Origin of the sequence: Herbiconiux sp. SALV-R1, assembly GCF_013113715.1 — a bacterium.
GTDB lineage: Bacteria > Actinomycetota > Actinomycetes > Actinomycetales > Microbacteriaceae > Herbiconiux.
Window position 1 is genome coordinate 1,244,441 of sequence record NZ_CP053344.1, and the last position, 11,082, is coordinate 1,255,522.

The window sequence follows — 11,082 nt, forward strand, 5'->3', positions numbered from 1 at the left end:
GACAGCCGGGGTGGGGCAGCTCGTGAGAAGGTGGATCCATGACGGTCCTCCCTCCCCGGCTCCCACCGCGCGACAGCGGTGACGCCTGGGTGGAGGCCCCCGACGGCAAGCGCTACTGGGGCCGCTACGGAGCTGCGGGGCTGCTCGTGCACGCCGAAGCCGGGGTGCTGCTGCAGCATCGCGCCGAGTGGAGCCACTTCGGCGGAACCTGGGGCCTCCCGGGCGGCGCGCGGCACGAGGGCGAGAGCGCCGTCGCGGGCGCGGTCCGCGAGGCCGGCGAGGAGGCCGGGGTGCCGGCGGAGCTCCTGCAACTCGCCTTCACCTCGACCTTCGACCTGGGCTTCTGGTCGTACGTCACCGTGGTGGTGCGCGCCACCTCGCCGTTCACGCCCACGATCGGCGACGCCGAGAGCCTCGAACTGCGCTGGGTGCCCCTCGACGAGGTGGACTCGCTCCCGCTGCACCCCGGCTTCGCCGCCAGCTGGCCGGCCCTCCGCGCACGGCTCGACGAGCGCTCGCGGGTGGTGGTCGACGCGGCGAACGTCATCGGCTCGCGCCCCGACGGCTGGTGGCGCGATCGGGTCGGAGCCGCAGAGAGGCTCATCGGGCGCCTGACGGCGCTGGCCGAGCACGGTGTCGCCGACGGCGGTGCGCGCGGTGACGGCGGGGGTGCCGATCGCCGCTGGCCGCGCTTCGACGTCGTCATCGAGGGCAGGGCGAAGGATGCGCGCGGCACCGACCCCGCCGACTCACCCGCTCTCACCGGCGGTCTGGTGCGCCTGGTGCGTGCCGAGGGTTCGGGTGACGACGCGATCGTCGCCACGGTCGCCGACCCGTTCCCGGGCGAGACGACGGTGGTGACGGCCGACCGGGAGCTGACCGCGCGGGTCGAGGAGCTGGGCGCCCGGGTGCGGGGGCCGCGGTGGATCCTCGAACTGCTCGACGCGCTCGACGAGCCCGGCCGCTGATGACCCTCACTGTGAACGGGCGGGAGGTCCTCGACTCGTCGGCTCTCGAGACCCACTACGAGCCGCGCAGGCCGGTCGACCTCGCGTCGACGCTGGGTCAGCACCGGCGAGGCGCGGGCGATCCGTGCTTCGTCGTCGAGGGCGGCGCGCACTGGCTCACCCTCCGCACGCCGGCGGGCACGGCGACCCTGCGACTGTCCCCGACCTCGTCGGGAGTGCGGGCCGTGGCCTGGGGCGACGGTGCGGGTGAGGCCCTGCACACGGTGCCCGAGCTGCTGGGCGACGGCGACGATTGGAGCGCGCTCGACGTCTCCGCGCATCCGCTGCTCGCCGATTCCGCGCGCCGCAACCAGGGCCTGCGCCTCAGCCGCACCGGCCGGGTGCTCGACGCCCTCGCGCCCGCCGTCATCGAGCAGCGCATCACCTCGGCCGAGGCGTTCCGCGCCTGGCGGGTGCTGGTCGCCCGGCACGGCGAGCCGGCGCCGGGGCCGGGGCCCGACCGTCTCAGGGTGTCGCCGACCGCGTCCGCCTGGAAGCGCATCCCGTCGTGGGAGTGGCATCGTGCGGGTGTCGACCCGGGTCGGGCGGCGACGGTCATCCGCGCGGCGGGCGTGGCCGCGGGGCTGGAGCGCACGGCCATCGCGAGCCGCGGGGGCGCCGACGTGTGGCGACGCCTGCGGTCGGTGGTCGGCGTGGGGGAGTGGACCGCCGCCGAGACCGCCCAGCGCGCCCACGGCGACCCGGATGCGGTGAGCTTCGGCGACTACCACCTCGCCTCGACGATGGGCTGGGCCCTCTGCGGCGAGCCGATCGACGACGACGCCCTCGCCGAGCTGCTCGAACCGTGGCGCGGGCAGCGACAGCGGGTGGTGCGCCTCGTGCTGTCGAGCGGCTTCAGGCCGCCCCGCCGCGGGCCGCGGATGACCATCCAGGACCATCGGGCGTACTGATTCGTCCGGTCGGCGGGCGACGTCGTCGCGCCGAGCGCCTGGCCGGCGACCCGCCGATCAGTACCAGTGCGGCGATCGCGCCTGCCACGCCGACAGCGCGCCGCACGGGGTGCCGTAGCGGTCGGAGATGTAGTTCATGCCCCAGATGATCTGGGTGGCGGCGTTGGTGACGTAGTCGGCGCCGACCGAGGCCATCTTGCTGGCGGGGAGCGACTGCGGGATGCCGTAGGCGCCGCTGGAGGGGTTGTACGCGTTGGCGCGCCATCCGGATTCGCCGATCCAGAGCTGCACGAGGCAGTCGAACTGCCCGCCGCCCCAGCCGTAGTTGCCCATCTGGCTCGCCGCGAAGGCCTGCGCCTCGGCGGGCGAGGCGACCTCGCCGCTGCCGGGGACCCAGGCGCTGCCCGGCTGCTCCTCCTCGGCGGCCTTGGCCCGCTCGGCGGCCTTCGCCGCCTCCTCGGCCGCCCGCTGCGCCGCCTTGTACGCCTCACTCTCGAGGTACGCGCGCTCGACCTCGACGCTGCGGTCGTTCAGGGTGGCGAGCTGCGCGGTGAGGGTCTGCTTGCGGGTCTGGTTGTCGGCGACCTTCGCGTCGGCTGCCGCCTGGGCGTCTTCGGCGGCGGCGAGCCGGTCGCTCGCCTCGGTGGCGAGCCGGTCGCGCTCGGCCCTGGCCCGGTCGGCCTGGGCGGTGAGGGCGTCTGCGGTGTTCTGGGCGGCGACGGCACGGTCGCGGATGCCCGCGGTCTGCTCGGTGAGCTTCGACATCGTGCCGAGGCGGTAGAGCAGCTGGTCGGACTGATCCTGCTCGAGGATGAGCCCCAGCGTCGAGTCACCGCCCGCCCGGTAGAGCTGGGCGACGAGCTGCCCGATCTGCGCCTTGGCCGTGTCGGCCTTGGTCTGTGCGTCGGCCGCCTGCGCGGTGAGCGTGTCGGCGTATCCGCTGGCCGCCTGCAGGTCGTAGCTGGCCTTGAGGTACTCCTGGCCGCGGGCGAAGGCCTCGTCGGCGCGGGCCGCCGCCTCGTCTTCGAGGGTGGCGATGATGGAGGTGATGTTGTCGACCTCCTGCGCCTTCGCCTGGGCGTTCTGCTTGGCCGCCTGCACGTCGTCCCAGGTGGGGTCGTCGCGCACGAGGGGGGAAGCGGATGCGGGCAGGCCGACGCCCAGCACCAGGGCCGCGGTGACCGTGAGGACTGTCCAACTGCGCGCGGAGGGCTTCCACATGGCCTCCAGACTATGTGACGAATGTGAAAATTGTGCAGAATCGTGTCGCGCGCCGTGGGAGCGCGGTCAGGCTGCCACTACCATTCGGGCATGGAGACCGTGATGCCCGAGGGCTGGACCGACTTCGCCGTGGCCAGCGCCGGGGCGGCGGGCGCGCTCGCGGGTCTCATCATGGTCGTGATCTCGGTGAACGTGAAGCAGATCCTCGAGGGGGAGAGCCTTCCGTCGCGGTCGGTGGCGACGATCGCCTCCGTCGTGGTGATCCTCGTCGGGTCGATCGCGATGCTCATCCCCGGTCAGCCGTTGCCGCTGCTCGGCCTCGAGCTGGTGTTCTTCGCGGCCATCGCCGTGGCCCTGCAGATCGACGCGGTGCGGCGCATGTACGCCTCGCACGGCAGCTCGGGCGCCGTCGGGCGACTCGCGCAACTGCTGCTCGGGGTGGGTTCGCCGCTCTGGGTGGCCGCGGGCGGGGTCGCCCTGCTGGCGTCGGCGCCGTGGGGTCTGTACCTCGTCGCCGTCGGTTTCATCTCGATCTTCATGGCAGCGGTGCTGAACGCCTGGGTGCTCATGATCGAGATCCTCCGCTGAGGAAAACTGTTCACCGATTCGGAATAAACTCCCATCTCGATGCATTTGTATCGAGGTGGCCGGTCTCCGCGCCCATCCGACTCGTACCGACTCACGAAGAGAGAAACCCATGACTGACACCGTCTCCATCCCCGGCTTCAAGGCAGGCACCTGGACCGTCGACCCCTCCCACTCGGAGGTCGGCTTCAGCGTGCGCCACATGCTCATCAGCAAGGTCAAGGGCACCTTCGACACCTTCGACGCGACCTTCGTGACCACCGAGAACCCGCTCGAGACCAAGGTCACGGCCGAGGCCGACGTCGCCTCGGTGAACACCAACGACAAGAACCGCGACGGACACCTCGCGACCAACGACTTCTTCAACGCCCCCGAGTTCCCGAAGATCACCTTCGTCTCGACCGGCGTGCGCAACGAGGGCGGCGACTTCAAGGTCGACGGCGACCTCACCATCAAGGGTGTCACCAAGCCCGTCACCTTCGACGTCGACTTCGGCGGCTTCGGCACCGACGCCTACGGCAACTACAAGGCCGGCTTCGAGGCCAAGACCGAGATCGACCGCAACGACTTCGGCGTGAACTGGAACGCCGCGCTCGAGACCGGCGGCGTGCTGGTCGGCGACAAGGTCACCATCACCCTCGACATCCAGGCGGCGCTGCAGGCCTGATCGGCGGCCGCAGGGCAGAGCCAGGCACGACGCCGGCGGACGATGTTCCGCCGGCGTCGTGCTGTCTGCGGGGGTTGGTCGCGGCTGCTCCACAGGGCGGGTTCGGCGCCTCGTCCTCCACAGATCTCGCGGTCCGCCGTTCGAACGGGGAGCGTCGGCCGACGCTGAGGGCATGACCGTTCTCGCTTCGTCACCGCCACCTCCCACCGCCCCCTTCGTCCCATCGTCCCGCCGATCGGAGGTGATCGACGAGGTCGAACGGGTGCTCGGCTACCGGCCTGAGAACTCGCTCGTGCTCAGGCTCCGCCGAGGGGCGCGGCCGGCTGCCGTTCTTCGGGTCGACCTCCCGGGCGGCCGGGGCGGTGACGCCGCCGATGTCGCGCGCCACGGGCCTTTCGCTCGCGAGGTGGCGGCCCTCTCCGCTCGCGTGCGGAAGGTCGTGACCGTCGACGTGGTGGTCTTCGGCTGCATCCCGCGCCTGGCACCCCCTGGGGCTCACGAAGAGTCACGGCTCGAAGCGCTGGCCGCCGCCGTCAGAGGCGGGCTCGCCGACGCGGGATACCCGATCGGGTGGAGCGTGTGCGTCTCGGGCGTCGAGATGGCCCTGCCGATGCGTGCGACGCCCCGTGCCGACCCGCACCATGGGCCGTTCGTTCCCTTGCGCGCCGTCTCCGATCACAAGAGCGCCCCGGGGCGAGCCTCTCTGGCGCCGCTCGACGGGAACACGACGCCGGCCGACTCGCCGACGGGGAAGGTGGCCGGCGAGACTCCTGCGGAGACACCGGCGTGCGTCGTCGCCGCGCTTCGCGCCTGGAGGGCGGCATTGCGCGCCTCCCTGCCGACGCTCACCGAGGCGCGGTGCGTCGCCCTGTCAGGCACCCTCTGCCGGGAGCCGGTGCGCGACAGCGTGCTCGTGCTGAGCGCCTGGGGCTTCGACGCCGCGCTGACCGTGGTCGGCGAAGCGGTCCGCGACCAGCGGGCGGCGAGGGGACGTGGTCACGACGCTCTCGCGCGCCTGCTCGGCATGGAGGTGCCGGCCGGCGCTACCGACGGGGTCTGTGGTGGGGAGGCCGCGGGCGGGCTCGAGGCACCTGAGCCGTGGAGGGTGCGTCGGGCCGTGGAGGTGCTGCGCACCGTCGCGGAGAGCAGTCCGGGTGGGCTCGCTGCGGCGCCGCTCACCATCCTCGGCTGGTTGGAGTGGTCGCGCGGCCGAGGCAGCGCCGCGGGTGCCTACCTCGATCTCGCGCGCGCTGCCGATCCGGGCTACACGCTCGCCCTCGGGCTGAGCACGCTGGTCGATCGCGGCGCCGTGCCCGGGTGGGTGCTGTGAGGGGCGGGTCAGTGGCCGGTGGGCGGGCTGAGCAGCTCGGTCGACCGCGGCGCCGTGACCGGGTGGGTGCTGTGAGGGGCGGGTCAGTGGCCGGTGAGCGGGCTGAGCAGGCGGGCGGCGAGCGAGCGGCGGCCGGTGACCGATTCCTCGAGGTCGGCGGCGCTCGTGCCGACGAGGCCGAGATTGGCACCGACGAAGCGGAAGGGCTCCGGTTCCCACTTGGGCGAGAGGTGATTCACCCACGGAAGTCGGGTGAGCTCCGACTCCGTGCCGGCGATCAGCTCGGCCAGCGTGCGGCCGGCCAGGTTCGTCGTGCTGAGCCCGTCGCCCACGTACCCGCCGGCGAACCCCACGCCCGTGCGGGGGTTGTAGCTCGCGGTGGGGTGCCAGTCGCGCGGCACCCCGAGCGGCCCGCCCCAGCGGTGGGTGACCTCGACGCCGCGTGCCGCCGGGAACAGCTCGCCGAGCGTGCGCTCGAGGTGCGCGAACACCCGGTCGACACGGTCGTGGCCCGGCTTGATCGAGCTGCCCCAGTGGTAGCGCGCGCCGCGGCCGCCGAAGGCGAAGCGGTCGTCGGCCGTGCGCTGCCCGTAGATGAGCAGGTGGCGGTAGTCGGAGAAGGTCGTGCCGTGGGTGATGCCGAGCTCGTCCCAGAGCTCCGCCGGCAGCGGCTCGGTGGCGATCATCAGCGAGTACAGCGGCAGGATGCGCCGGCCGACTCCCGGGAGCTGCGCCCCGTAACCCTCCGTGGCGATGATGAGCGACTCGCAGCTGATCAGTCCTTCGCCGCCCGCCCCCGAGTACAGGGCCCGGCCGGGCGCCCACTCCATGATCTCCGTCTTCTCGGCGATCACCACACCGAGCTCCTCGACGACCCGGGCGAGGCCGCGCACGAGCTTCGCCGGGTGCAGCCTGGCGCAGGCCGGGTCGAAGCTGGCCGCCAGCGAGGAGGTCGCGGCGAGGGCGCGCGCGTGGGCGTCGTCGTGCCCACCGGGCGTCACCAGCTCGAGGTGGTCGACCCCGAACGCGCGGGCCTCGTCGACCTCGCCCTGGGCGGCAGCGCGCTGCACCGTGTCGCGCGCGAACACGAGGGTGCCGCCCCGCTCGAAGTCGCAGTCGATGCCCTCCGCCGCGGTCACCCGCCCGACCTCGTCGACGGTGTCGAGCATCGCCTCCCGCATCGCCCGGGCGGCGTCGTCGCCGTAGAGACGCCGGAGCGCCGCGGTCGACTTCGGGAACAGTGCCGAGCACCACCCGCCGTTGCGCCCGGAGGCGCCGAAGCCGGCGATCTCCCGCTCCGCCACGGTGACCCGCAGCGAGGGCTTCGCCTTCTTCAGGTAGTACGCCGTCCAGAGACCGGTGAGCCCGCCGCCCACGATGCACACGTCGGTGTCGACATCGCCCGTGAGCGGGGGCCTCGGCCGCAGCTCGTCGGCCCCCGAGGTGACGAGGGAGTCGAGCCAGAACGAGAGCTCGTGGTGCCCGCGAGGGGCGTCGGCGCTCAGAGCCTGGTCCAGGCTTCGGAGAGCACTCCCCGGAGGATCTGCTCGATCTCGTCGAACTCGGGCTGGCCGATGGTGAGGGGGGGAGCGAGCTGGATGACGGGGTCTCCCCGGTCGTCGGCGCGGCAGTAGAGGCCGGCGTCGAACAGCGCCTTCGAGAGGAAGCCGCGCAGCAGCCGCTCCGACTCGTCGTCGTCGAAGGTCTCCTTCGTCGCCTTGTCCTTCACCAGCTCGATGCCGAAGAAGTACCCGTCGCCCCGCACGTCGCCGACGATGGGCAGGTCGTACAGCTTCTCGAGGGTGGCGCGGAAGGCGGGGGAGTTCTCGCGCACGTTCTGGTTGAGACCCTCCTCCTCGAAGATGTCGAGGTTCTCGAGGGCCACGGCAGCCGAGACCGGGTGCCCGGCGAAGGTGTAGCCGTGGTAGAACGCCGTCTGCCCGTGCTTGAACGGCTCGTACACGCGCTCGTTCACGATGGTGGCGCCGATGGGGGAGTATCCGCTCGTCATCGCCTTCGCGCAGGTGATCATGTCGGGAACGAAGCCGTAGCTGTCGCAGGCGAAGTAGTTGCCGATGCGGCCGAACGCGCAGATGACCTCGTCGCTCACGAGCAGCACGTCGTACTTGTCGCAGATCTCGCGCACGCGCTGGAAGTAGCCGGGAGGCGGAGGGAAGCAGCCGCCGGAGTTCTGCACCGGCTCGAGGAAGACGGCCGCGACGGTCTCCGGGCCCTCGAACAGGATCATCTCCTCGATGCGGTTCGCCGCCCACAGGCCGAACTCCGCCTCGGTGCCCGTGAAGCCCATCTCCCCGGCGCGGTAGAAGTTCGTGTTCGGCACGCGGAACCCGCCCGGGGTGACCGGCTCGAACATCTCCTTCATCGCGGGGATGCCGGTGATGGCGAGCGCCCCCTGCGGCGTGCCGTGGTAGGCGATGGAGCGCGAGATGACCTTGTGCTTGGTGGGCCTGCCCTGCAGCTTCCAGTAGTACTTCGCGAGCTTGAACGCGGTCTCGACGGCCTCGCCGCCACCGGTGGAGAAGAACACGCGGTTGAGGTCGCCGGGGGCGAGATCGGCGAGCCGGTCGGCGAGCTCGATGGCCGAGGGGTGCGCGTACGACCAGATCGGGAAGAACGCGAGCTCCTCGGCCTGCTTCGCGGCGACCTCGGCGAGCCGCCGGCGGCCGTGGCCGGCGTTCACGACGAACAGGCCTGAGAGGCCGTCGATGTACTTCTTGCCGGTGGAGTCCCAGATGTGGTGGCCCTCGCCGCGGGTGATGATGGGCACTCCGGCGCCCGACTCCATCACCGACTGCCGCGCGAAGTGCATCCAGAGGTGGTCGCGGGCCATCTCCTGCAGCTCGGCGTCGGAACGGCTGCCGCGGGTGGAGGCGGGCACTGTCTGTTCGGTGCTTGTCATCGTGTTCCCCAGTTGTAGAGCTGCTTGTGCAGCTTCAGATAGACGAAGGTCTCGGTGGTGTGCACGCCGTCGATCTTGCGGATGTCGGCGTTCAGCAGGGCGATCAGGTCGTCGTCGTCTTCGCAGACGACCTCGGCCAGGATGTCGAAGGTCCCTGCGGTGAGCACCACGTAGTCGACGGCGGGCATGGCGGCGAGGGCCTCGGCGACGACGCGGGTGTCGCCCGAGACCTTGAGGCCGATCATGGCCTGACGGTAGAAGCCGAGCTGCAGCGGGTCGGTGACCGCGACGATCTGCATCACGCCGGAGTCGGTGAGGCGTTGCACGCGCTGCCGCACCGCCGCCTCGCTCAACCCGACCGCTTTGCCGATCTCGGCGTACGACTTGCGGCCGTCGACCTGCAGCTGCTCGATGATCGCCTTGGAGGTGTCGTCGAGCTGGGGAGATCGCGGTCTCGTTGCCATGTCTTCGATCTTGTCAGCCCGAGACGCCCGCGGCAAGCGAATCCGTCGTTCGGCGCGCCGTGGAATGCCGAAAACATCTGTCGACGAGGGATGCTGGCGGAGCCTCCGCCGAGAAGGCTAGCGTTGCCGGATGGGCAGCCTCCGATTCGTCCCCGCCCGCGCGGCCGACCCGGCGAGCTGGACCCTCCTCGCCGCCTGGCCCGCCCTCGTGCTGCTGCCCTCGACCACCGCGACGGAGGTCGTCGACGCCGTGTGGGCGTCCGTCGCAGGCGACCCGCCCGACCCGCCGACGCTCGAGACCGTCGTCTCCTCCATCCCCCTCGGTGGCGCCGACGCCGTCGAGTCGTTCGCCGTCGTATTCCTCCCGCCGCACGGAGTGGGCACCGCCTCCGTCGTGGTGCGGGGCAGCGCCTCCGTCGATCTCCACTCCGTCGGCGGTGCACGCAGGTTCGGGTCGGGCGGCGTGGAGCCGTGGGCGCTCGCCGAGTTCCCCGCCGTCACCGCGGTCGCGCTGGGCCGGCTCGCCCCCGTTCCCGAGTCCGGCCTCCGGCCGCCGCCCGGGGCGCGCCGCTTCGAGCACGGCGTCGTGGAGGCGTCCGAGGTCGTCTGGGCCCACGACGCGACGCTCTGGGAGACCGGTGCCGCGAACGCCGACGTCTCCGACACCGTCGTCGGCGCACCGCGCGTCTCGCTCCCCGACGACAGCGAGATCGAGGCGCCCGCCCTTCCCCTCCCGCTCTTCGAACTCAGCGTCAACGGCGGCCCCGCGCATCCGCTCGAGGGCCCCGTCGTCATCGGCCGCCGCCCGACGCCGCCGCCCTCCCAGGGTCTCGGCGGGCTGTCGACGGATGCGCGCCCACCCACCGTCATCACCGTGCCCTCGCCGTCGGGCGAGGTGTCGGCGAGGCACGTCGAGATCGTCAGAAGCGGCCGCACGGTCGTCATCACCGATCTGCGCTCCACGAACGGCACCAGGGTCACGCTGCCCGGGGGGATCTCCCTCCGACTCCGGCAAGGGGATTCGGCCGTCGCTACCCGGTCGGCTATCGTCGAGATCGGGGATGGAAACGTTATCCACATCTCGTCGCCGGTGCCGTCCAGCCCCGGGATGAGCGTCTAGTATCCCGGGATAGTCGTCAGGAGATGTCGTGACCCAGATCGGTCGTTCGAGCGCGCGCGTGAGCGTCACACGCGACGGGGCGCCCGCGCGCCAGGTGACACTCGCCTGGGCGGCTCTCACCGACAAGGGCACCAAGCGCGCCATGAACGAAGACAGCGCCCTGTCGGAGATGCCGCTGTTCGTCGTCGCCGACGGCATGGGCGGGCATTCAGCCGGTGACATCGCGAGCGCGGCGGTGGTCACCCGGCTCTCGGCCATCACCGACGCCGTCACCGACGCCGGAAGCATCGAGGCGGCGCTCGCCGAGGCCCTCGACGACATCGACAGGGTCGGCGACGAGTCGGTGCTCGGCACCGGCACCACCGTCACGGGAGTCGCCCTCGCCGAGATCGACGACGACCTCGCCTGGCTGGTGTTCAACATCGGCGACTCCCGCGTCTACCTCTACGAGGGGGAGGAGCTGCGGCAGCTCACCACCGACCATTCCGTCGTGCAGGAGCTGCTCGACGCGGGGCTCATCACCCGCGAGCAGGCGGAGCACCACCCCGACAGCAACGTCATCACCCGGGCCGTGGGCTTCCACGAGAAGCCGGTGCCCGACTACGAGACCCTGCCCGTGGTGGCCGGCCAGCGCATCCTGGTCTGCTCCGACGGCCTCACCAAAGAGCTCACCGACTACGGCATCAAGCACTACCTGGCCACCACCTCCACCCCCGAGCGGGCTGTCGACGAGCTCGTCGCCGCGGCCCTCGCGAACGGGGGCCGCGACAACGTGACCGTGGTGGTGCTCGACGTGGAATCCGACCAGGCGGTCGACGACCAGGCCGGCGGGGGCCGCCGCACCAGTCGCAGCTGAG

At 71.8% G+C, this 11,082-nt stretch carries 11 protein-coding genes; 7 read left to right on the top strand and 4 right to left on the bottom strand.

All coding sequences use genetic code 11. The features are described 5' to 3' along the window. Nucleotides 1-38 precede the first annotated feature (38 nt). Both HL652_RS06095 and HL652_RS06100 read left to right on the top strand, forming a co-directional pair. The gene (locus HL652_RS06095) at nt 39-968 is read left to right on the top strand and encodes an NUDIX domain-containing protein (protein ID WP_171704478.1); all 930 of its coding nucleotides are present in this window, start codon (nt 39-41) and stop codon (nt 966-968) included. Further along, nucleotides 968-1,918, top strand: coding sequence for a DNA-3-methyladenine glycosylase family protein (locus HL652_RS06100; RefSeq protein ID WP_171704480.1), 951 nt, complete (start codon nt 968-970; stop codon nt 1,916-1,918). The genes HL652_RS06095 and HL652_RS06100 overlap by 1 nt, the downstream gene beginning before the upstream one ends. 57 nt (nt 1,919-1,975) lie before the next feature. Here HL652_RS06100 and HL652_RS06105 read toward each other — a convergent pair whose 3' ends face one another. Beyond that, nucleotides 1,976-3,139, bottom strand: a complete 1,164-nt coding sequence (locus HL652_RS06105; protein ID WP_171704482.1) for a coiled-coil domain-containing protein — start codon at nt 3,137-3,139, stop codon at nt 1,976-1,978. A 90-nt stretch (nt 3,140-3,229) separates the two neighbouring features. Between HL652_RS06105 and HL652_RS06110 the strand changes: the two genes are divergently transcribed. The 3 genes from HL652_RS06110 (at nt 3,230) to HL652_RS06120 (ending at nt 5,721) form a co-directional block, all read left to right on the top strand. Then, nucleotides 3,230-3,727, top strand: a complete 498-nt coding sequence (locus HL652_RS06110) for a hypothetical protein (RefSeq protein ID WP_171704484.1) — start codon at nt 3,230-3,232, stop codon at nt 3,725-3,727. A 109-nt stretch (nt 3,728-3,836) separates the two neighbouring features. Further along, a complete protein-coding gene (locus tag HL652_RS06115; RefSeq protein ID WP_171704486.1) occupies nt 3,837-4,391 on the top strand; it encodes a YceI family protein in 555 nt (184 codons plus the stop codon). Between the two features lie 172 nt (nt 4,392-4,563). Beyond that, nucleotides 4,564-5,721 (top strand): DUF4192 family protein, encoded by a 1,158-nt coding sequence (locus HL652_RS06120; RefSeq protein WP_171704488.1) that lies wholly within the window; start codon nt 4,564-4,566, stop codon nt 5,719-5,721. Nucleotides 5,722-5,804: 83 nt separating this feature from the next. On the opposite strand, the gene HL652_RS06125 is transcribed toward HL652_RS06120, so the two are convergent. From HL652_RS06125 to HL652_RS06135, 3 genes are all read right to left on the bottom strand, one after another. Then, complete coding sequence (locus HL652_RS06125; protein WP_253743678.1) at nt 5,805-7,106, bottom strand: NAD(P)/FAD-dependent oxidoreductase; 1,302 nt, start codon at nt 7,104-7,106, stop codon at nt 5,805-5,807. Nucleotides 7,107-7,222: 116 nt separating this feature from the next. Next, complete coding sequence (locus HL652_RS06130; protein ID WP_171704490.1) at nt 7,223-8,641, bottom strand: aspartate aminotransferase family protein; 1,419 nt, start codon at nt 8,639-8,641, stop codon at nt 7,223-7,225. After that, a complete protein-coding gene (locus HL652_RS06135) occupies nt 8,638-9,105 on the bottom strand; it encodes an Lrp/AsnC family transcriptional regulator (protein ID WP_171704492.1) in 468 nt (155 codons plus the stop codon). The genes HL652_RS06130 and HL652_RS06135 overlap by 4 nt, the downstream gene beginning before the upstream one ends. 130 nt (nt 9,106-9,235) lie before the next feature. Between HL652_RS06135 and HL652_RS06140 the strand changes: the two genes are divergently transcribed. Both HL652_RS06140 and HL652_RS06145 read left to right on the top strand, forming a co-directional pair. Beyond that, nucleotides 9,236-10,225, top strand: coding sequence for an FHA domain-containing protein (locus HL652_RS06140; protein ID WP_171704493.1), 990 nt, complete (start codon nt 9,236-9,238; stop codon nt 10,223-10,225). 58 nt (nt 10,226-10,283) lie between these two features. Continuing rightward, a complete protein-coding gene (locus tag HL652_RS06145; protein WP_253743680.1) occupies nt 10,284-11,081 on the top strand; it encodes a PP2C family protein-serine/threonine phosphatase in 798 nt (265 codons plus the stop codon). Nucleotide 11,082: the final 1 nt, after the last annotated feature.

Excerpts from the sequence above, each read along its gene's own strand:
- HL652_RS06135 (WP_171704492.1), bottom strand. The coding sequence starts at position 9,105 with ATGGCAACGAGACCGCGATCTCCCCAGCTCGACGACACCTCCAAGGCG.
- HL652_RS06100 (WP_171704480.1), top strand. The coding sequence starts at position 968 with ATGACCCTCACTGTGAACGGGCGGGAGGTCCTCGACTCGTCGGCTCTC.
- HL652_RS06110 (WP_171704484.1), top strand. The coding sequence starts at position 3,230 with ATGGAGACCGTGATGCCCGAGGGCTGGACCGACTTCGCCGTGGCCAGC.
- HL652_RS06140 (WP_171704493.1), top strand. The coding sequence starts at position 9,236 with ATGGGCAGCCTCCGATTCGTCCCCGCCCGCGCGGCCGACCCGGCGAGC.
- HL652_RS06130 (WP_171704490.1), bottom strand. The coding sequence starts at position 8,641 with ATGACAAGCACCGAACAGACAGTGCCCGCCTCCACCCGCGGCAGCCGT.
- HL652_RS06095 (WP_171704478.1), top strand. The coding sequence starts at position 39 with ATGACGGTCCTCCCTCCCCGGCTCCCACCGCGCGACAGCGGTGACGCC.
- HL652_RS06120 (WP_171704488.1), top strand. The coding sequence starts at position 4,564 with ATGACCGTTCTCGCTTCGTCACCGCCACCTCCCACCGCCCCCTTCGTC.
- HL652_RS06105 (WP_171704482.1), bottom strand. The coding sequence starts at position 3,139 with ATGTGGAAGCCCTCCGCGCGCAGTTGGACAGTCCTCACGGTCACCGCG.
- HL652_RS06115 (WP_171704486.1), top strand. The coding sequence starts at position 3,837 with ATGACTGACACCGTCTCCATCCCCGGCTTCAAGGCAGGCACCTGGACC.